The organism is Occallatibacter sp. (assembly GCF_035317045.1).
Taxonomy (GTDB): domain Bacteria; phylum Acidobacteriota; class Terriglobia; order Terriglobales; family Acidobacteriaceae; genus Telmatobacter.
This window is the reverse complement of sequence record NZ_DATHHT010000011.1, coordinates 347,494-369,916: the sequence shown is the minus strand read 5'-3', so window position 1 is coordinate 369,916 and position 22,423 is coordinate 347,494. Positions and strand designations below refer to the sequence as shown.

Here is a 22,423-nt window from a genome sequence, read left to right as displayed (position 1 = left end):
ACTATCCGCAAAGTTTCAAGAATGATCTTGCGCCGGAATCAAGCCCGGCGGCGCGAATCTTGGCAAGCTGATCGCGCGACTCGATAGTGCCTTCCGTCAACAGGAATCCAGAAGCCATTTCGAGATCGTTTCCCGGAGTCCGCATCGTTTCGGTCAGAGGTGTTCCGTCATTCCGAATCTCCAGCGGCTTTTCCGGCGGCGAGCGAGTACTGCCGCGAGTGAACGGCGCAATTAAATTTAGCCTAGACCCGATGCAAAAATTCCTAAGCCACGCTATTGAACTGCGCAGCGAGTTTTTTCATTGCTGCATTTTCGCGGGTCACTTCACCAGTCTCTCGACTGTGCAATGCTATCTCTGCGGCGATTGAACGACCGAGAATTCGCTGATCTATATTGCCAAACGACCCAGGGACGAGGCTTCCCAACCAACCGACCCAGGCCGGGGTATGAGTGTTGCCGATAATGATGCCGGGGCGAAATATGGCGAGGCGGGCAAAACCGACACTACGCACGGTGTCTTCCTTCATGCCCATTACTCGCGCATAGCGAAACCGGCTGCGCGCTGTGCTTCCTGCCGCAGAAAGTAGGCAAAACTGCGCGATTCCGGCGTCATGGCAGCCACGCGCAAAGGCACCGACGATGCCAATCTCAAGTCGCTGCAATTCTTCTTCGCTCCAGCGCATCGATCCGGAACCGACGCCAACACAGCTCACGGCGCTGACGGGGCCTTGGCTTAAAACTCCGCGGGCAAGGGCGGCAGTGCGCTCGGCAAAGTCCGCAGCGCTGCTATCAAGAACGACGTTGCGCACGCGAGATCGCGGTGCAATGGGCTTTCTGGTGACCATCACCACTTCGCGGCATTCCGAAGTTGCCAGCAGTTCTGCGACGGCTGCACCGCCGACTTGTCCGGTACCACCGAGGATAATTGCGGCGAAATTCTGCTTCACAAATAGGACCTCTGCTAGCTAAGGATGCGACAGCCGTTCACCCCAAGAGAGAAGCATCTTTGGTCTCGGTTCTAAATTGAGCCAGTGAGGCATGGTTTTTCTCAATCGGCGCTATCAGGGCAAAGCGCTCCTTGCAATGATCACGAGTCGGTTATTGAGTCGGCGCCGTTGATCCCAGTTGCGTGGAAAGGAAACGAACCGTCGCCTCATCCGCACGCAACCAGTCCTTCCAGCGCAAAAAGCCGTGAATTTCATTGGGAAGCACGAGTTCCTCGAAAGGTGTCTTCTGCTGCTCGAGACGGTGCGCCAGCTCTACAGTTTGATCGAACGCCACATTCCGGTCGTCGTCCCCCTGGATCAGCAGTACCGGTGATTTCCACTTCGCGATATCCGCATCCGGCGAAGCGGCGAAGGCCGTCGCGATCGCCTGTTTCCACGAGGCATCTGCTTCGTACCAGTGTTCCGGGAGATCTCCACCCTTGCTCATCTCCGGCACCCAATTGGAGATGCCGTGAAAATCCACGCCTGCCTTGAACACATCGGAGTTTCGAGCCAGCGCGAGCCCCGTCAGATAGCCACCGTAGGATCCGCCCCAAATGCCGATCCGGTTCGCCTCGACGCCCTCCACCTTCTCGAGATAGTGCGCTCCCGCCAGCACATCCTGGTACTCCGCCGCGCCTGCTGGCCCGGCGTGCGCAGGATGCTGGAACGCCCGGCCGTATCCGATGCCCAGTCGATAATTCACCGAGAGCACAGTGAAGCCATGCGTCGCCAGGTATTCATTCACCGCGTAGGCATTGCTGTAGTAGTCCATGTAGTGCCAGCCCAGCAGCATTTGGCGCGGTGGTCCGCCATGCACAAAGATCACGCCCGGTTGCCGCGAACTCGCGCCGGATGCGCGAAACAGCTGGCCTTGGATGGTGAGACCGTCCGGCGACTTGAATCTCACCAGCCTTGGAACGACGAGCATCCCCGACGGGTAGCCTTTCGTACCGCCTGTGTCGAGTCCATGGCCATCGTCCGCTCCCGCCAGAACAGCAACCGATGCGGGACGGCGCGCGTCCGCCGTGATGTAAGCGACTTTCCCGCCTGCGAGCGCGGCAGGCGACCACTCGAGGCTTTCTCCGCTCGTCAGGGCTTCCGGAGCCGCCCCATCCATGCGGACGCGAAACAGATGCCGACGATCCTCATCGCCGGCGGCGCCTCCGGTGTTCGCGCTGTAGACCAGCACGGTGCGGTCGGGGCTCATCGCCACGTTCTCCACCATAAAACGACCAGGCGTCAGCAGGGTCGCAGCGCCGCCCTTTACGTCCACTGCGTAAAGATGCGGCCAGTTGTCCGTTTCCGCCAGAAACACCAGCTTGTCATTCGCCATCCAGAACAGCGGCTCGTCTTCGCCCACATACGACAGTGAACCGGCGAGGGTGTCCGGCGAATTCCACACCAGGTGCCCTTCGCCGGTCGTGGCATCGGCCGTCCAAAAGGCGAACGGGTGTGGTCGCTGCACAAGAAAGCTTTCCGGCGCGTCTCCGTGACCGGGCTTCCGCAGAAACGCGATCGAACCGCCGTCCGGCGACCAGACGGGCTCTTCATCGAAGTTGGTCGATGGAGCCAGGTAGACCAGGGGCTGCGCAGGCGACGTATAGACGCCGATAAAGCTGTGATCGCCCCTCCCCGACACAAACGCGAGCCGCGTCCCATCCTTTGACCAGACCGGCGTGCCATCCTTTCCGCGGTCGAAGAAAAGCCGTTTCCCCTCGCCTGCCTTGCCCGTTCCCCTCGCCAGCACTACTCCCCAGATTTGTCCATCCTTCACATACGCCACTTGTCCCCTTGAGGAGGCGGCAGGACTGTCGCCCTCCGCAATTTGCACCGGCGCACTTTCCGCGCCGTCGGTCGCAATCGACCAGATCGTGATTTTGGGCTCGGTCGGATTCCCCTCTGGATCGGGAGCCAGATTGCCCGCAGCGGGCCAATTCTCGTCGTGGTCTCCGCCGCGCACATACACCAGTTGCGATCCATCGGCCGAAAAGTTGATCTGGGTCAGTTCCTGTCCATCATCCTGCGTGTAGTGCGTAAGCTGGCGTGGCGCACTATCGGTCGCAAGAGCGAACCAGATGTTGCGGACACCGCGCACGTTTTCAACCCAGGCAAACCGATCCCCCTTTTCAGATGCGGCAAGCCCGCTCACATAGGAGTAGCCAAGCACCTGCTCCATGTTCGGTCCAGACGCAGCAAAAACCTGTGACTGCAAAACGCCACATGCGACCATCGCGGTGAGGACGACAACACGGAACGCAAAGCAACGAAAAAGTGGAAGGCATCTCATACCAGTAACGTATAGCAGAGATCCACGCTTCGGTGCGTGCGTTGGATTATTCGCGGTGACCGCGATCCCCGGATTGCTCCATTGCCCCAGCGATCGTTTCCAGAATTCCTTGTCCTGGAAACGTGCCGCGGCGATTTGGCATCAACCGATTATCGTTCCTGGCGACAAGGAGATCCAGCGAACGATTCGAAGCGACGGCAATCGAACGCCAATTCCACTAGAAGTTGATTGCTAGAGAGAACTGGCCGAAACGGCGTTCGTCGTTTGCCCCTCCATTGTTGCCGATGCCGCCTTTCGAGGCTGTGATGGGAAGCGGCGCACCATAGCCCGTATTCGCGACGTCGTCCAGGCTCTCCTGGATGTAGAGGTTGTGGTGATTAAAGACGTCGAAGCCCTCCGCGCGGAAGACCAGATTTAGACGCTCATGAATGGGAAATGTTTTACTGAGCGCCGCGTCGAGGTTCCACGCGCCAGGACCGCGAAATGAATTGCGCGCGGTCATAGCCGATGGATACGGACCCCAGTCGGAGATGCCATCCGGAAAGTTCGGTATCACGAGATTTGGATTGGTGAAAGAGACCGCCGACGGGAGGTGGCCGATAACATAGGCGTTCTGCCCTCCACCATCTGCTCCATTTGTTGACTTGAACGTATGGTTGGCGATGTGTGTGGAAGGCGTGTACCGGGGAACGTTATAACCCGCACCTGCCTGAGAATCGTTGGTGCTGTCGAAATACGGGAATGGCGTACCGGTCCGGACAGAGTATATGCCGGATATCTGCCAGCCGAAAAGTGCCTGCTTCAACGCGCCATGGCGGTTCGCGAAGAATGGCGAGCTGTAGATCGGCGCGACGACCAGCCTATGCCGAATGTCAAGATCTCCACTGCCGTAATCGAGGGAGGGATGGAAAGGATTCATGTAGCCGAGGAGAAAGAAAGCGTTGTTGGTCTCAGAGAACGCTGTGCTCAATTCATCGGTTTCATGAGCGAATGTATAGTTTGCTACCAGGCTCAAGGATGAGTGATACAGATTGGTCGCCTGGAACTGAATATTCATCGCATGGTAGTGGGAGTCGCCATTTGAACCGCGATTGTTGATGTTCGAGTATTGGCTGTTCAGGCGGGTCAGACCCACGTTGCCGTTTCCATCGCTGAGCGGATCACCTGCAAATACGTTTCCGCTCCCCAAGCCGTTGATGTTCTTGATGTCGTAGAGGTGAATGCCGCGCGCCCCGGCGTATTGAATTGACAGCATCGTGTTCGTGGCCAGCTGATGTTCCAGCGCCAGGCTGTAAAACTGCGTCTGCGCAGTCCGAATGTTCTCGTCAACGTTGCGCAGACTGGTTGGGGGCAGCGGCACGCTGCCCGAGGAACCCTCCAGTGGGCCGACATTGGAACTGGTCACAGGTGTTCCGTTTAGCACAACGACTGCATAGCTCGGCGGATTTTGGATCACGTTGAAAGTGACATTTCCAAAGTTGCGCTCATAGCTGATACCGTATCCGCCTCGAACGGAGGTCCTGCCATTCCCGGAGACATCATAGGCAAACCCTACGCGGGGCGATACTGTACCGTACTGCGGTTTCCATAGCCCGCCAATCGGACTGTCCGGGGTCGTGAATACTTGGCCGCTACGAATCTGCTGGTAGTAGTTTGAGCCCGGCCCGTAATAGTAGTTCGAGTCAAGGTTCGGATTGTTGTTGTGCTGCACGCCATAGAACTCGTAGCGAACACCTAGGTTAAGCGTGAGCTTTGGCATCACCCTGTATGAATCCTGGCCGTAGACGGCCCAGTCATGGAAGCGATCGCTGCGGGCAAAGGAAGGCGAAGTCGCGGGCAGGTTGATGGAACAGCCGGCTGTCTGAGTCAACGCGCCGGTATAAGGATTTCTGACGCAGGGAAGGCTGCCGTTCGCATTGACCGCAGCTTGAAAATTAGTCAGCACGCCGTTAACAAGATTCTGAATTCCGGCTGCAGCCGTGCTCCCCAACTGCTCGGTAGCCTGCGCAAATGCACCATAGGCTTGGTTGTCCTGGATGTAAAGGAGTTGGCCGCCGAACTGCATCGAGTGGCTTCCCTTTGTCCAATTCAGGTCCTGATTCCACTGAATCGTGTTCTGCGGTCCACCAAATGGCAATCCGCCGACAGCCGGGTTTTCATCAGAGAAACCTGGCAACTGGATGAAAGTCGACGTTCCAGGGACTTGTGCGTTCACCGATGTGATGAGAACGGGGGAGTTCTGCAGCTTGGTGTCGTAGGTTTGAAACGTGTTCAGGCGGCTGAAGCTCAGCTTGGTGCTGGTAATCAGGCTAGGACTGAAGATGTGAGAAAGGCTCAGGAGATAGGCAGTGTCCTGGAACGTCTGGCCCACATTGTATTGCGGATAGGGCGAGGCGAAGATGCCGCCGGATTGATCGACCTCATCGTAGTTCACGTAGCGGAAGAACATCTGGGTCTTATCGCTGAGAACATAATCGCCGCGCGCGACGATGTTGTATGTATTCTGCGGTACCCCGCCGCCAGCGTTGGCCGGCGCGATGAACGACACCTGTCCAAACACCGGCGTGCCGTCCGGGACTCCCGTGAATGAACCGATTCCCGCGGGGCCGGACAGATAGGTCTTGTTAAATGTGAATTTGTTGCCACTGCCGTAGGTGTTAAAGAACTCCTGACTGTTGGGCGCAGTGAGCGCCAGAAATTCTGGAGTCGGCACTGCAGCGGTGAGAGTAGCGCCGCTGCGCACGCGAATCCATTCAGTGCTGCCGAAGAAGAAGAGCTTGTTCTTCAGAACCGGGCCTCCGACCGCGAAGCCGAATTGATTGCGCGTGTACTGCCCTTTGGGCGCCGGAAGCGCATCTGTTCCGCCCTGAACGAGGAATGCTGAATTGATCTGGTCGTTTGTCTCCGTGTTCGACGTGTAAGCTGCCAGGCGATTGAACTCCCACAGGCCGCCGTGAAATGCATTCGATCCGGCCTTGGTGGAGACATTTACGATGCCACCGGATGCCCGGCCGTACTGGGCTTCAAAATTGCTGGTGGTTACACGAAATTCCCGCACCGCATCGACCGGGACATACACACCGATACCGTCTGCGAAGACGGATATGTTTTCTACCCCGTCGAGCAGGATCTCAGTGCCGCTGGCTCGTTGTCCGTTGATACTGAACCCCACAGCGCGCGTCGAGCTGGGTCCGTTCTGGTAAGTGTTATTCGATCGTGAGTCGCCGCTCGACGAACTGTCGCCGGATGAGATGTTGCCCGACAACGCTACGAAGTCGTAAGGATTGCGGGTGAGGCTCGGCAGACGGGATATTTGCTCCTCATTCACGATTTGCGAAAGTTCCTGCGTCTGCGTATTGACCTGGGATCCGCCCTCGCCGACAACTTCTACCTGTGTAGTGCTGCTGCTCACAGAGAGCTTGGCGTCAAGCGTTACATGTCCGCCGACGGTGATTTGCACCTTCGCAGTGTATGGCTGAAAATTTGTGGATTTAATCGTGACTTCATAGGTAGACGGCTCGAGGCCCGCCGCTTTGTAAGCGCCATTTTCTGAGGTCGTCTCAGTTCGAACGGCGTTGGTGCCAATGTTCCTTACCGTCACAGTCGCCCCGGGGATGACAGCGCCCAGGGGGTCTGTAACGGTTCCTGCGAGTTGGCCGGTTTCAACTTGCGCTGACAACTGGGTTGTGCAGAGGAGGAGAACAGCCAGAACTCCGAGGGCCAGAATCTGCAGAGAATTCTTCATAGTATGCCTCTCAGTCGCCGCCCCGAGGGGAGCGGAAATGCGTTGGGGAACTCCTGTGACAGCAATCCGTTCAAGGCCGCTGAAGTTTCGTTCCATGACGGACAACCCAAATGATGCCAGCGCGTCGAAAGCAAGTCATATCCGCGTCCACTGCCGGCTCTGGGGCTAGCACGTGCAAATGCAGTGCCTACCTGACCTCGCGAGGCCATGCGTGTGACGAATGGTAGAAATGTGCAGTTGGAAGCGCACCAGAATGGGACGAGCAGATGAAGTGCATCTGGTCGTGAAAATCTTAGCCCTCGCAGAGGGCTGAATCATGTTGAATTGCGGATTTCGCCGGGTTTTGCCTACCTCATTTCGAAGAGGTGACGTGTAGCGGCAATTGAGTGACGAGAGGGCAGCAGGGGAGGACAGTTAACCAGAAACCATTTGCCATGGAAGAAAGTGCGCCAAAGCCCAATACAGAAACTCATACACTTAAGGAGGGAGGCAGATTTTCGATTCAGGGCTGCCGAAGCAGTTCTGGATCGTAAGTTGACCCTACCAAAACTCCGAACCGCGAACTCCGCCTGAAGATAAAAGACTAGGCAAGCCAGGCCTCGTTCAATTCTTGAAAAGGACCGCCTCTTTAGCCGTTAATAGCCGCGTATCCATACCTGAGGTCGGCGTCCATCGACAGCCCGTGCAGATCCCGCGCGGAGCAGAGCCGTGATGGGGCCTACCGAGATGGAGATTTTGCTCCTCATCGAGACTTGCCTTCCAGCTCGTGTGGAGGCTCTGTACGGCCCAGAGTGTCATAAAGCGGTTGGACGGGTTCGATCGACGGGTTCTCCTCGGCAGTAGAAATCGCAAGAATGCGAATCTTATCGTTCGACGGGAGCGTAATCGATTTCGCGTCCCCAGCTACCTCAATCGGATACGCGAACAGATAGGAATACTCATAAGGTTCATTTAATCCAGAAGCCGTGTGATGATGCGAAGCGTACCAAGCCAGGCTCGCAGTCTTCACATACCCGGCTTTCAAGCCCACATAGTCTTCAGGATAGCGTGGAATGATCGGACGCTGTTCCCGCTGTTCCTCATCGACAGGAGGCCACACCGGGTGACTGGCTGAGATTGCCCAGTCACGCTCCGCAGGAATGTTCCAGATGCGCGTATCCCACTGACCGACAAATCCGCTCCAGTCCTGGATCGTCAACTCGACTTTCTTATTACCAACCCTGAATGAAGCGATCTGGTCGCCACCTGTCGCAGCGGCAAGCACATAGATGCGATTGAAGCGTCCCGCTGGCAGGGCAATCGTCTGCCCCTTCGCGACAACTGCGTTTGGCACTCCCGTTTTTGCTGGTTCCAGCTTGAACTCCACATCGTGATAGTTGATCGTCGCAGGCAGCATCTCCGCTGGCATCGCATTGCCGGCGCCGTCGAAGCCGCCCCCAACTACCTTGGTATCGTCATTGCTCGCCACAGCAAGGTCGTAATGCAGGGCCACGGGCTGTGAGTGTATAGGTCCCAACCTGGTGCCGGGCGTGCCAAGACGGACCGCAAACGTCTTCGCCTGATACGACTTGAACGAAGTGAAAAGCTCACCCCCGCTGACGTTCGCCGACCCGACTGGCTGTTCCTGAGCATTTATCTCGCGAGCCGCTGCAATAGGTCCGGCAAACGAAACCCGAACATTCTCAGCCGGCTTGCCATCAAGCTCTACCATGCGCACAACCACTTCGTCGCTAGCTTCCGCTTTTTTCAGCGCGAGCACTCGAATGCGAGGATTACTCAGATGGACCAGAGAGAAGGTGCTGCCCAACTTGCCGGCATGTTTGGTCGTCTGAAATGCAATCAGTGGGTCGTTCAACCGATAGGCTTGCCAATCAGTTTGAGACTGCTGCCAGCTGCCTGCGTGACCAACCAGTCCAAAAGAAAACTCGTGGTGACCCCAATCCTGATTCGCTTGATCGGTGTAAGTCGCGGGCCTGCCATTGGCCGGAGGCGTGATGCCAGGCGTCCGCAGCAACGTCAACCGCAGCGTATTGTCATTCGGTTTGTCAGACCCATTCTTGCAGTCCGTCAGAATGGTCGTCCCGAAGGTGCCGCTCTTGTCAGCGAGATCGATCCAGCGATGCGATGCAACCTCAAACTGACGCTCCTGCGCGTTCGATCGCTGAATCGTTCCGACTTCCCAGTTGTAGGTTGCATTTGGATTGCTCGCGCTGAGAGGGAAGGTCGCCTTGAGATTCGCGGCCAGTGTTCGCCAGTCAATCGCATTGGCAAACTCCACCCGATTGCCGGCATCCCCGGCCGAGAGGCTGACGGTCTGAACAAACCTCGAGTCTTCTGCCTCGCGTGTCACTTCAAGTGAGACACGAACCGGGCCATTTTCCTTGATCCGGACGTGGGCGGGCTCATCCACATACGAACGTGGTGCAGCTTGCTCTTGCTCAAAATCCATATTCCACGCGGGGTAGACCTTCGGCGTGTCAGTTGAGATTGCAAGCCGAATAGGAGCTGACAGCAACTCTTTTCTCAAGCTCTTATCGAAGATGCTCGCCACGTCACCCTTCGCATTTACCTGCACGAGATAGCGATCATTCTCCAGCGACGAATCGGTTACTCTCAGTCCGGAGTCGCTCTTCGCCGCTTTAGCGAAGAGCACTCCGTAAACTGAGTACCCGACCGACGGGGTCTTCGCCACAAAAAGAACTTTGCCATCCTCAAGCTGCGACGCAACTTCCATCCCCTCGTGATCGACGACCCTGACCGCCTTGGGAGCCCCATTCGGAAACTCCACATGCGCTTCAACCACATCTTCTCTCTCGATATTCAGCGGGTTGAATACCACGATCGGCACACCGCTCACTTGCGTGTTGAGCCCTGAAGTGACTGCCTCGTTCGCATCGGTCAATACCCCTGCAAACTGGTTCGACACGATCACATCGTCGTTCCATGCAAACTGGTACGCGCGTGGCGTCGCGGTCCCAGCGCCTGTATCGTGAAAATGCCCGCCAAGCTCCAGCATCCAGGCATCATTGATCCGCTGCTGAGGATAGGCGCGACCTCCCATCCACGCGGCCGCAACCGAGGCCTTCTCTGCTGCGTCCGCCAGTAGTTCATTCTTGATAATCCAGCGCTTGTGGTACGCCTCCGAGGTCAGCGAACCCGCAGAGTGATTGATCAGTTCGAGATCACCCTGGTAGTGCGGCAATCGAGAGGCCAACGGCGGCGTAATGTCGTTGAACATCTGATCTGCCGCAGACTCGATCACATGCACTGGGCCCAGCCCAACTCTTATTGCAGGAGCGTTGGACGCAGCCGCTGTCGGCGTTTGCCCCATTGCGAACGCTGTGTTCGGAGGAGACGGCAATACCGTTTCACTCTTCGTGACGGTGGCTTCAAGCAGCTTGACCGTCGATTCCTGAGTCGCACCCCCGATGTCTCCGGTTCCTACGTAGTGGTAATCGGCGAAGATGCCCCCTGCCTTGCCATCGATATCAATACGCTTCACCCAGTTCTGTTCCAGCGCTCGCTGGCGCATAGCAATAGCCCTCTGCTGCTCCGGAGTTAACCGTGCGCTCTCCTCGCTCGTCAATTGAGGCGCCGAGGCGGAAAGTGGACCCGTTGGCTCCTGGCTCAGGTCCACATAAACATTGCTTCCGTATCCACCAGGGTTGAGAGCGGCAATCACGCCCTTCCCGTCCGGGCCAAGCCACATCCCGACATTGAAAGGAATACCCTCCGGAGTCTGTTCCGGCGAGCCGGGACCTCCAACTCTTGGTGATGGTTGCCACTGCGCGTTCAGCTTTTGTGTCGAAAATCCTTTGATGCCGGCGTGTGCCAGAATGCTTGGCAACGACGCGGGAAAGCCAAAGCAGTCAGGCAGCATATATTCAGTGCTTGCCTTGCCAAAGTCTTTGCGAAAATAATCATTGCCATAAAGTATTTGGCGGAAAATGCCTTCGGCGCTGGGAAGGTTGACGTCTCCTTCCGCCACCGACGACCCTGCCGGAAACCAGCGTCCCGCGGCGACATACTGTTGCATCCGCGCGTAATCGGCGGGATAGTACTCCTTCATCAGGCGGTACCGGTTGGCTCCCGTCCAGTTGAAGACGTAGTGCGGATACTTGTCGATGTAGTCGAAGTTGACCCGCATGGTCTTGAGCAGAAACTCGCTGATCGTTTGCGGAAATTCCCACCGCCATTGCGTATCGAGATGCGCGTATGGCACTACATACAACGTCGGCGTCTGGGTAATATCCGGCGCCTTCATCGTCTGCGCCGCGACGGGCAACGAACAACCGAAGATCGCCGTTCCAAGACTGATGGATTGAAGAAGATAGCAGACCATTCGGCGTGCAACTCGGGAGCGTGAAAATCGTGTCATTGGGAGCCGTCCAGCCACACCGATGCCGCACGGAGGGCTCAGGTTTGAGGTAATTGCTAGAAGAACAAACCCCACGCGCCGGCACACGCATGGGGTTTGCTTTATCCTTGCCGACTCAGAACCAGTACCTCAGTCCGGCCTGCAAGTTGCGAGGGTTGGTGGTGGTCTTTGAGGTAACCTCGCCAAATGTGCCCGCCGTCGGGTTCAAGTTTGGGCCGGCCAGGTTGGGGTGATTGATGAAGTTATAGGCATCAACCTTGAACTCGAAGCCAGTCCTCTCATTGATCGCAAACGACTTCTTCATATTGAGATTCCAGTTCTGGAATCCCGGTTGATAGATGGAGTCCCGGACCCCTGGCTGGTGGACGAAGGTGTTTGGAGGTGCCGCTGTAAAGATGTTTGCGCCATCTGCATTGGTTGTCGAAAACCATTTGCCGGTTTGACCAGGGTATCCGGCAAACTTCTTCAACAACTTCGGATTCCCGTTCATCGTGTAGAACTCGCCTTCACTGCCGCAACCAAAGCTTCCAAACTCGCCAACATTGGCAGGGTCACTGTTTGCTCCGATTCCGCACGGCACACCGCTTTGGAATTGAAAATTACCGCTCAACTGCCAGCCGCCCACAAGTTTGCCCGCAAGGTTATTCTGGCTCTTGAAGAACGGCAATGCGTAGAGGAAATTGATCACGAGAGCGTTGCGCGTATCGTATTCCGAAGGGCCCCATAACCCGCTGGTGTCATAGGAATCGGGAAGGATATCGCGATAGTTGGAACTGTCATCCATGCTTTTCGCGAGCGTGTACGCCAATTGGACCATGACGCCATTCGAGAACGGCCGGTTCCATGCAAGCTGGAATGAGTTGTAGCGCGAACTGCCGTTACTCTGCTCCTGCTGAATGGCCGCATATCCACGAAACGGACGCAGGTAGTTCGGGTTCTTGCCCGGGTTCTGGGACAAGGCTCCAACTGTCGGCTGATTGATGTCGACGGTCCGCCAATTATAGAGTCCCCGTCCACCGACATAGGCAACTGACACCATCGATTTCCAGAAGAGCTCTCGCTGAACCGTGGCGTTCCAGTTCCAACGTTGCGGAGACTGCAGGTTCCGCTTCAGGCTGGTGATCTGGAGAGGAGCAGCAATACCGGTGGCCAGGCTGCTTCCAGGGTTGTCGACCATGTCATTAAGTCCGGACGCCGGATTGACCGTAACGGCTGGCTGAAAGGGCGAGTTACCGCCCGGGAAGACGTTGTCCAGCAGGCCCATGCGGGTTGCAAAGTTGCCCACGCCTGCGCGAACCACTGTCTTTGGCGTTAGCTGATAAGCAATACCGATACGCGGCTGATAGTTGTGCGAAGTGTTGACATAACCCTTCTTCATGCCCGGAGCAAACAGAGCAGCACACGAAGAACCGTCACAGTCAGTGGGGTTCGGTTCAGCACCAAGCACACCGTGCTTGGCTGCGGAACTCGGGAAGGAGGAGTAGCCAGGGATCACAATGCCGTTATAAGGATTGCCGGTCCCAAGCGTCACGTTGCCTGTAGCAGGATTGACCGTGGGTGCGTTGGCTGGATTATAGGATGCAGGATCGAAGTAATCTGCATTTCCCCACGCCGGCGTGTAAGGTTCCAGGATGGAAATACGCACGCCATAGTCGATATGAAACTTGTTGTTTACCTTCCACGAATCCTGCACAAAGAACTCGTCCATCAGGCCATGCCAATAGGTATAGGACTTCTGTCCGATTTCGGCATAGCTGTCGGCGATGCCCATCGCCAGATTGGCCAAGCTGACGCCAGTCGTGGCGCCTAACCCGCTGCGGTTATCCGTAAAGAAAAAGGTGCCGTTCTGGTTGCTCGCGCCTCCAGGAACGGTGGCAACGTTGATCTGGTCGTTGTCGTTCTCTCCGGAAATATTGAGGTAGTAGCCGCCCTTAAACGCGTGATTTCCCCACACTTTCGTCAAACTATCCGACGCCGTTAAGATGGGACCATCCGAGTGCGAAGGGTAAGGACCACCAGCCAGGCTATAGAAGCTGTCTTGAACAGAAGCGGTGGGTATCTTGTCAGGCTGGGCCTTTTGTGCAGCCGGGAATATATACGGAAAGGTGATTCCCAGCGATGACCGGTTGAATCCGGCAAGAGACGCATTCACAGGAATATAGACGTTATCGAGGCTGAGCGTCACGCGAGCCTCGTTAATCATCGTCGGCGAAATAGTCCAGGTCCACGCCAATACGTTGGTCTGATTCGGACGGATGAAGTACTTCCCGGTCAAACCTGAACCCTGATCGAACGGCTGATACTCGTTGTAGGTCGCGTTTTGGCGGCGGAACTCCAACTTGTGGCGGTCGTTGATGACCCAATCGACATTGATGACCTGCTTCCGCTGGTTGATGGGGTGCGCGGCCTGGGCAATCCAGTTCTGAGTCCCGGAAAGATATCCCGGCGTGGGAGCCGGATACGCATTCAATATTGCCAGACCGTTCGCACTGAGCTGGTCACCGGGAATGACATTCCCCGTAAACGCCACGCAGCCCGCATTTCCAACCGCCGGGCACGTCGCCGGATCGTAAATCTGATGAACACCAGAAAGCCACGGGTTGGGGCTCAGGAATTCACTGAAGTCGCCTGTGCGCATCTTTAGAGTTGGAACAGCCTGAGTCTGCGTATCAGAGAAGCGATAGCGGATCCAGTCTTCGTTCACAAAGAAAAAGAACTTGTTCCGGAACCTGTCCATACCCAACTTCGGAATCCAGACTGGTCCGCCAAAGGTGAATCCAAAGTTGTTATAGCGGAATGGCGAAGCGAACCGCGTCGAAGCAGACTGATTGCGAACCCAGGTATTGGCATTCATTGCCGAGTTGCGCAGATATTCATACGCCGAACCGTGAAAGTCCCTGGTTCCACTCTTCGTAACAACGCGTAACTGGCCACCCGCGGCGTCACCGTACTCCGCTTGGTAGTCGGTATTGATGACCTGCATCTCTTCGGTCGCATCCACGCTCGCGACGCCGATGATGGCGCCGCTGCCACGGGTTCGAACTGCCGGAGCCCCATCAAAGGTCACCAGAGTATCCTGCGCGCGAGAACCATTGATCTGAAATGGATTGCCGCCGCCAATCGCGAAATTAAAGTCGCCCAGCGTCGAGCCGCTTCGCAAACCGGGAACCAGTGCTCCCATGTAGAGCGGATTGCGCCCGTTGAGTTCCTGATCGCTAACCTGCTTGCCCGTAATCTCAGCTTGTACCGCGCCTGACTCCGTCTGCAACACTTCGGCGGTCGCTGATACAGTCACCTCTTCAGTCATTGCCCCAACGGTCACGGGGGCGTCCAAAGACAGCGTAGTATTCGCGCCCAGCGTGTTGTGGTTGCTGACATATTTCTTGAAGCCTTTTACTGTCGCAGACAGGGTGTAGCTGCCTGCGGTCAAATTGGTAACGATGTAATGACCCTGCGAATCCGCGATCGCCTGATGAGTTTCACCCGTTGCCTCGTTGGTCAGGACGACTGTTGCACCCGCCACCACAGCTCCCGAGGAGTCTTTGACAAACCCGCCGATCGTACCCTTGTCGGACTGGGCAAATGCCCCTGCCGAGAACACGATGGGAATCAATACCGCACAGAAAAGACTAGATACTAGCCTTCGCATCCACTGAGGTTTCAACATTTGGCCTCCTCTTTTGACAGTGTTTCTTCGTGAGCCGTCCCGTTTCAGACGACTCCGGCCCGGGGGAATTCAGGCCTGCTACCAATATGATTGCGCTATCATACTGGTAGCGTAATCATAGCGCGAAAGAATATTCGGGTTAGCGCTTGCTCGTCAAGAAATATTGTTAATTTTGTGTTAGGAAAGGGACCTTCATCAGGGATAAAATGTCCCATCCTAATCGCTGGGAATCAAATGCTGGCTCCTTTCACCAGTAATCGCGGGCGCACCAAGGCCCGTAATTCGACACGTCCCAAACGGGCAACTCTCGCAGATGTCGCGCGACTCTCCGGTGTTGGACCCATGACCGTTTCACGCACCATTAATGGCCATCCCTACGTATCGGAACACACCGCAAACAAGGTCCGCGCTGCCATTCGTCAACTGAACTACACGCCAAACCAGGCTGCCCGCGTCCTTACCGGCCAGCTTTCCCGATCCATCGGTCTCATCGTTCCCGACATCTCTGACAGTTTCTTTTCCATCATCAGCCAGGCGGTCCAGGAAACCGCCCACGCAAACGGTTACATCCTCTGGCTTGCCGCCTCTGGTGAAGACTCTGCCATCGAAGCCTCTCAAGTCGAGATGATGACAACCTATGGCGTAGACGGAATCCTCCTGGTTCCAGCGCATAGCCGGAAAACCTACCTCAAATCTCTAGCTTTAGGGAGCACCCCCGTTGTCACCATCGACCGCCCAATCGACATAGCAAAAACAGACTCTGTTGAAGTGGAAAACAGGGCTGGAGCTCGCTTCGCCGTAGATCACCTCATACAACACGGCCGCAAAAGAATCGCCTGCATCGTAACCAATCCCCACCTGCGCACAATACAGGAACGCATCTCCGGATTCCGGGACTCGATGAAGCGAGCCAATCTCCAGATTACGAAGGAGGTGCACATCCCCAACCAGGAGTCCGCAAAGGCGGCCCTATCAAAACTATTCGCCTCCCGCAACGCTCCCGATGCGCTCTTCACCGCGAATAACGCGACAACGATTTGGGTTATCGGAGCGCTCAAGGAACTGAAGGTCAAGGTCGGGAAGGATCTGGCGCTCGTCGGCTTTGACGATGTCGACTTCTTCGCGCAACTCACGCCTGCCATTACTGCGATCCGTCAACCCGGAATCGACATAGGCAAGCTGGCAGCAGAAATCCTCCTGAAAAACATCCATGCCGAGACGCCATCCGCCTTCGTCAAAAATGTTCTCCCGTTAACACTGATCATCCGCGAATCCTGCGGCTGCAAATCAACAGACACTCGTCAGTAATCCATGGGAAAGATATCCAGCATCACCTCGCTCTCGGGCGATCCGCGCGTGATTCAGTTCTCCTTGCGACTGTCCATCTGATACCATCCTGCTCTTGGAGCCGGGACACTCCCCGCTGGCTTCAGGACAAATCTCGAGAGCTTATTCATGCCTACACGATCGCGACAGGTGTCGCTCTTGCTGCTTGTTCTCGCGCCGTTAGCAGCAGCAGCTCAATCTCCTCCGCCGCCGAACCTTGTTCTCCATAGTGAAGTTCATCCCTCGCAAAACCAGACGTATATCGAGGCTCCATTCACCGTCCCAGCCGGCGTACATCGCATCACAGTCTCTTTCCACAACCTGGGTCACGATCAGCACACCGTGCTCGACCTCGGAATCGCCGACCCAATTCGTTTTCGCGGCGCCAGCGGCGGCAACAAGGACCATTTCACTCTCAGCGATACTGATGCCACGCCTTCGTATCTTCCAGGAGCCATTCCTGCCGGCCGCTGGAAGCTTCTCATCGCCGTCCCGAATATTCGTCCTGGTATTACTTCGCCCTGGCGTGCCGAAGTGTGGTTCAACCGCGCGCTCGACGATTCATCATTCACTGACCAGCCGCTCCGCGACCAGCCTGGCTGGTACCGCGGAGATTTGCACATGCACGACGCGCACAGCGACGGAAGCTGTCCCAGCCAAAGTGGCAAGCCCATCCCATGCCCTCTTTTCCTCACTGCGGAAGCTGCTGCGCGCCGCGGTTTGAACTTCATCGCCATCAGTGATCACAACACCACTTCGCAGTCCGATAGTGAACGCGAGCTTCAGCCGTACTTCGATAAGCTGCTATTCATTCCGAGCAGGGAACTGACTACCTTTCACGGGCATGCGAACGCCTTTGGCACCAGCCGCTTCATCGATTATCGCGTCGGCGCTTCGCAGGTCCCGGATGTGAATGCGATGTTCCGCAGCGCGCGCCATCTGGGAGCCATCGTCTCCATCAACCATCCCCAATCTCCCACGGGAGAAATCTGCATGGGTTGCGGCTGGACGCCGATAAAGCCCGTCGACATGAATCTTGTTACCTCTGTTGAAGTAATCAATGGCGGCGGCAGTCCTGCGACACACTTCTGGGAGCAACAACTTCGTCAAGACCATCGCCTCACGGCAATCGGTGGAAGCGATAATCACCATGCCGACTGGCCGCCGGAAAGACCGAGCTCGATCGGCTATCCCTCCACTGTCGTCTACGCGCAAAACCTGTCGGTCGCGGGTATTCTCGACGGAATCCGCTCTGGACGTGTTTTCGTTGACGTAGCCGGTTCGCGCGATCGGCTGCTTGATATGAACGCGAAGGCCGGATCTGCATCCGCGGAGATGGGTGGGGATCTCGAAACGCGCGACGGTGTCGTCTCCCTCGAAGTTCATGTGGTCGACTGCGATGGAGGATCGATTCATTTCTTTGTCGACGGCGAGACATCCACCGATCTCCCGTCGCTTCCCATCTCTAGCGGCGATCAGACTATTCGCGCCGAATGGCACCCCGATGGAGGTCGTCATTTTTTGCGCGTGGAGGTTCGCGATACCGATGATCGTCTGCTCCTGCTCGGCAACCCCATCTATTTTGGCTACCAGTCCGAAAAGGCTCACTAAGGAAAGGAACAGCGTGCGTCGTGCACTATACAAGGCTCTGTTTGCGGACGGAGCATTCTTCCGGCACGGACCGGTCCCGATAGGGATCAAACGTTTACGATGACTGGTCACAGAGATGTGGAGCCGCAAAGCCCTCTGGCAAGGCCCTAATCAAGTCTGGACTACGCTTAGGGAAAGAAGCATAATGTCGTGGTCAAGAAGGCGGGGGCGATGGCCGCGTTAAAAGCCAGTGCCCTTGCGATGGTGGACGATCTGAATCAATTCTTCGCGAGGATATGGAACAATTTGGGATGCTGATCACTGCCGAAGGCTCGTTCGCAGGCGCGACCTTGAAGTTTTTCCGGAACGATGAGCAGTAAACAAAGCGGCAGGCGACTATCGTGTACCACTCGTGCCCAGCGCGGTTGCGTTTGATGCGGGAGTTGGCTCCGGGCGTTCGGTGAAATTGCCGGACGGGGAGAATTAGGGCTCGGTTCGCGAGATTCTCGGCGCCAGGCAAATTTGAGCGTGGAGGGGGAGAGCCATGGAATATAAGGTTAAGCGCATTTCGACAGCGGGGATCGCCGAGGCCATCTCGAAAGCGGAACTCTATCGCTCGCTGAACGAACCGGAAGAGGCGGAGTCGATCTGTCGCGATATATTGACCATCGAACCGCAACATCAGCTTGCATTGCGTTTGCTTGGTCTCGCCCTTACAGATCAGTTCACTGGCCGCGGCTCCGATCGCTACCGGGAAGCCGAAGAGATCTTCCGGCAGCTCCAGGATCCGTACGAGCGGCTCTACTACACCGGGATTCTGCAAGAGCGTCGCGCGAAAGCGCAGCTCAATGCCGGGCAACAGCCTCATACACTTGTAGCGCTTTTTGACCAGGCTCTAAAGTCTTTCGCAGAGGCTGAGAGGATCCGCCCCTCAGGCAATGATGATGCAATCCTTCGCTGGAATCGATGCGTGCGCCTGCTTCAAAATCCAGCCTATGAATGGGGAGAATTGGAACAGGAATTGGTTCCGTTCGACTCCCAGGAAACCCCGCCGAGATAGCAAATCTCCACATTGCTGGGGGACAGTCAAAGGATGCGGAACAGCCTCTTCAAGGGATCGAAGTACCGGTCCACCACGCGCTCTTTCAGGGGAATGATTGCGTTTTCCGTGATCGTAATCGACTCGGGACATACCTGCCGGCAGCAAGTCGTGATGTTGCAGTAACCGATATTGTGCGCGTGCCGCAAATCGCTGACGCGGTCCTCAATATCGAGCGGATGCATTTCGAGCGCAGCCGCATAGACGAGTAGACGCGGACCGATAAATTCTTCGTGCTTGTGGTGTTCTCGCAAAACGTGGCACACGTCCTGGCAGAGAAAACACTCGATACACTTGCGAAATTCCTGTACGCGCTCGACATCGGCCTGCTGGATGCGCCATGTGCCATCGGCGGCATCAGGCGGGCGGGGTTTGAATTGCTTGATGGTTTTCTTGGCCCGGAAATTCCACGAAACATCCGTAACCAGATCGCGAATGACGGGAAACGCATGCATGGGCTCCAGGATGACCGGAGTATCCAGGTTGATGTCACTTAGCCTGGTCATGCACATCAGTTTTGGCATGCCGTTGATTTCGGCTGAACACGATCCACACTTGCCCGCTTTGCAATTCCATCGCACAGCCAGGTCGGTTGCTTGCTGTGCTTGGATCCGGTGCACGGCGTCCAGAACGACCATTCCTTCCTCGACAGGTGTCGCGTAGTCCTGGAATGCTCCGCCCGCAGGGTCTCCACGCCAGATGCGAAATGTCGCTTGTGTGGCCATCTGTTTCGCCTCCCGGCTATTTCATCTCCTCAACTACAGCCTTCAGCTCATTCGGCAGCGGCGTAAGTGCGCGCTTCTCAACTTGCATTTCACCATCCGCGCCACGGCTGATCACAATGTTGTACTTTCCCCACTCCGCGTCTTTGCCGGGGAAGTCTTCGCGGAACTGCGCACCGCGGCTTTCTTTCCGCAGCAGCGCCGCGCGGGTAACGGCCTCCGACACGATCATCATATTTCCAACATCAATCGTTGTGTGCCAGCCATTGTTGTACTCGCGATTTCCGGCTACCCCCGTTCGCTCTGCCCGGGCTCGTAGTTGTCCGATCGCATTGAGTGCCTGCTGCATTTCACTCTCGAGGCGCACGATCCCCACCAGGTCTTGCATGGTCTCCTGCAGATCGAATTGAATCTGATATGGATTCTCGCCGGAAGGTCCGCGGTCGAAGGCAGCCAGGGCCGCTGTTGCCGCGGCTTGAATCTCCACCTCGTCGATCGTGACCGCGCCGTTCGCCTTGGCGAAGTCGGCGGCAAATCGTCCTGCCCGCCGTCCGAACACGACCAGATCGGAAAGGGAATTGCCGCCCAGTCGATTCGCGCCATGCAATCCTGCCGCCACTTCCCCCGCTGCGAAAAGTCCCGGCACGGTGGACATCTGTGAATCGCCGTCGACGCGGATTCCGCCCATCATGTAGTGCGTCGTGGGGCCGACCTCCATCGGCTCTTTTGTGATGTCAAGATCGGCGAGTTGCTTGAATTGGTGATACATGCTGGGGAGCTTGCGCTTGATATGCTCCTCTGATTTCGGCATGCGCTCCTTAATCCAGGAAATATCGAGAAAGACACCGCCATGCGGTGAGCCACGGCCAGCTTTCACTTCGCGATTGATGCACCGCGCGACATGGTCTCTGGTGAGCAGTTCAGGAGGACGCCGTGCATTCTTGTCGCCCTGCGTATACCGCCAGCCCTCTTCTTCAGAATCTGCGGTCTGCTCCTTGTACAGGTCAGGAATGTCGTCGAACATGAACCGCCGTCCTTCGCTGTTGCGCAAGACGCCGCCTTCACCGCGCACCCCCTCGGTTACCAGGATGCCGCGCACACTTATCGGCCAGACCATCCCGGTGGGGTGGAACTGAACGAATTCCATGTCCTGCAGTTCGGCCCCGGCGCGATATGCCAAAGCAAGTCCGTCGCCCGTGTATTCCCAGCTGTTGCTGGTGATCTTGAAGGCACGCCCGATTCCGCCGGTGGCCAGTACGACTGCCTTCGCCGTCCACAGTTGGAACCGGCCTTTCTCGCGGTCGTATCCGCAAGCTCCGGCGATGCGGTTTCCGTCGAGCAGCAGACTGAGCACGGTGCACTCCATGTGGACTTCCATCCCGGTGTGAATGCCGTGATCCTGCAGTGTGCGTATCATCTCTAGGCCGGTGCGGTCGCCGACATGCGCAAGCCGCGGGTATCTGTGCCCGCCAAAGTTTCGCTGAAGAATCTTGCCGTCGGTCGTGCGATCGAAAAGCGCACCCCATGCTTCTAGTTCGCGCACGCATTCCGGCGCTTCTTTCGCGTGCAATTCGGCCATGCGCCAGTTGTTCAGATACTGACCGCCGCGCATTGTGTCCGCGAAATGAACGCGCCAGCTATCGCGATCGTCGACATTAGCCAGAGCTGCAGCAATGCCACCCTCGGCCATCACGGTATGCGCTTTGCCAAGGAGCGATTTGCAAACCACTCCCACCTTCGCACCGCTGGCTCCGGCTTCGATGGCGGCGCGCAGGCCTGCTCCGCCTGCTCCGATCACTAGTACATCGTAGGAGAAGCGTTGAAATTCTGGCATCTAGAGGATTCTCCAGTCATGCCAGATGCCCATCGAACACAGGCGGATGTAAATGTCTGAGAACGCAACCCACAGAAGACTCGCCCATGCCCACTTCTTATGCCCCGCGTTCAGTCGACTCACGAAGTTATATATCTTCTGCCTCACAGGGTGATGAGAGATCTGGTCGAATGTTCCTCCGATCAGGTGCCGGAAGGCATGACACCCGAATACATATCCGGCCAGAAGAACGACGTTCACGACCAGCACGAGGCTTCCAATTCCGATCCCAAATCCATCAGGAAAAAAGAACCCCCTCAACGCGTCGTATACAAGAAAGCCCCAGACAACATACGAGAGCCTCAAAAAATAGCGATGAAAATTCTGCATGATGAGCGGAAAGGTTCGCTCTCCGAGATAAGTCTTGCGGGGTTCGCTTACCGCGCATGCCGGAGGATCGGCCCAGAACGATTTGTAGTATGCGCCGCGGTAGTAGTAGCAGGTCATGCGGAAAAGGCCGGGTATCCACAGAATGAATAGCGCAGGAGAAAAGGGCAGAAAGTTCGGATACCAGCCTGGTTTCGGGCCAAACAAAGCGTGCGGAGAACTCCCGAAAAGCTCGGGAGAATAGAACGGCGAGATATATGGACCGTAGGTGTAATGGCTGTTCTGGAACGCCGCCCAGTTGGCATAGACCAGAAACGCGCCGAAGCCCAAGAGGACTGCCGTTGGAGAAAGCCACCAGGCGTCGCGCCGCGATGTTTGGCCAAACTTACCGTCTTTCCAGACTAAGTCGGGAGCTGACAC

12 protein-coding genes are annotated in these 22,423 nt (G+C 56.6%); 3 read left to right on the top strand and 9 right to left on the bottom strand.

The genetic code is table 11. The features are described from left to right. Window position 1 precedes the first annotated feature (1 nt). The 6 genes from VK574_RS04755 to VK574_RS04730 form a co-directional block, all read right to left on the bottom strand. Entirely contained in the window at window positions 2-184 is a 183-nt protein-coding gene (locus VK574_RS04755; protein ID WP_472798769.1) for a formate dehydrogenase accessory sulfurtransferase FdhD, read from the bottom strand. Window positions 185-263: 79 nt separating this feature from the next. Then, the gene (locus VK574_RS04750; RefSeq protein WP_472798659.1) at window positions 264-947 is read right to left on the bottom strand and encodes a Rossmann-fold NAD(P)-binding domain-containing protein; all 684 of its coding nucleotides are present in this window, start codon (window positions 945-947) and stop codon (window positions 264-266) included. A gap of 151 nt (window positions 948-1,098) precedes the next feature. Then, on the bottom strand, window positions 1,099-3,201 hold the full coding sequence (locus tag VK574_RS04745) for a S9 family peptidase (RefSeq protein ID WP_472798658.1): 2,103 nt from the start codon (window positions 3,199-3,201) through the stop codon (window positions 1,099-1,101). 292 nt (window positions 3,202-3,493) lie between these two features. Next, the gene (locus tag VK574_RS04740; RefSeq protein ID WP_472798657.1) at window positions 3,494-7,021 is read right to left on the bottom strand and encodes a TonB-dependent receptor; all 3,528 of its coding nucleotides are present in this window, start codon (window positions 7,019-7,021) and stop codon (window positions 3,494-3,496) included. Between the two features lie 742 nt (window positions 7,022-7,763). Then, window positions 7,764-11,285 (bottom strand): glycoside hydrolase family 38 N-terminal domain-containing protein, encoded by a 3,522-nt coding sequence (locus VK574_RS04735; protein ID WP_472798768.1) that lies wholly within the window; start codon window positions 11,283-11,285, stop codon window positions 7,764-7,766. Window positions 11,286-11,514: 229 nt separating this feature from the next. Beyond that, window positions 11,515-15,066, bottom strand: a complete 3,552-nt coding sequence (locus VK574_RS04730; protein ID WP_472798656.1) for a carboxypeptidase-like regulatory domain-containing protein — start codon at window positions 15,064-15,066, stop codon at window positions 11,515-11,517. A 234-nt stretch (window positions 15,067-15,300) separates the two neighbouring features. On the opposite strand from VK574_RS04730, the gene VK574_RS04725 reads away from it, so the two are divergent. From VK574_RS04725 to VK574_RS04715, 3 genes are all read left to right on the top strand, one after another. After that, the gene (locus VK574_RS04725; protein ID WP_472798655.1) at window positions 15,301-16,374 is read left to right on the top strand and encodes a LacI family DNA-binding transcriptional regulator; all 1,074 of its coding nucleotides are present in this window, start codon (window positions 15,301-15,303) and stop codon (window positions 16,372-16,374) included. A gap of 147 nt (window positions 16,375-16,521) precedes the next feature. Further along, entirely contained in the window at window positions 16,522-18,003 is a 1,482-nt protein-coding gene (locus VK574_RS04720) for a CehA/McbA family metallohydrolase (protein ID WP_472798654.1), read from the top strand. 523 nt (window positions 18,004-18,526) lie between these two features. Beyond that, window positions 18,527-19,042, top strand: a complete 516-nt coding sequence (locus VK574_RS04715; protein ID WP_472798653.1) for a hypothetical protein — start codon at window positions 18,527-18,529, stop codon at window positions 19,040-19,042. Window positions 19,043-19,068: 26 nt separating this feature from the next. On the opposite strand, the gene VK574_RS04710 is transcribed toward VK574_RS04715, so the two are convergent. From VK574_RS04710 to VK574_RS04700, 3 genes are read right to left on the bottom strand one after another with little or no spacing between them, the layout of a single operon-like run. After that, complete coding sequence (locus VK574_RS04710; protein ID WP_472798652.1) at window positions 19,069-19,806, bottom strand: succinate dehydrogenase/fumarate reductase iron-sulfur subunit; 738 nt, start codon at window positions 19,804-19,806, stop codon at window positions 19,069-19,071. Between the two features lie 16 nt (window positions 19,807-19,822). Further along, on the bottom strand, window positions 19,823-21,637 hold the full coding sequence (locus VK574_RS04705) for a fumarate reductase/succinate dehydrogenase flavoprotein subunit (RefSeq protein WP_472798651.1): 1,815 nt from the start codon (window positions 21,635-21,637) through the stop codon (window positions 19,823-19,825). Next, complete coding sequence (locus VK574_RS04700) at window positions 21,638-22,423, bottom strand: succinate dehydrogenase (RefSeq protein ID WP_472798650.1); 786 nt, start codon at window positions 22,421-22,423, stop codon at window positions 21,638-21,640.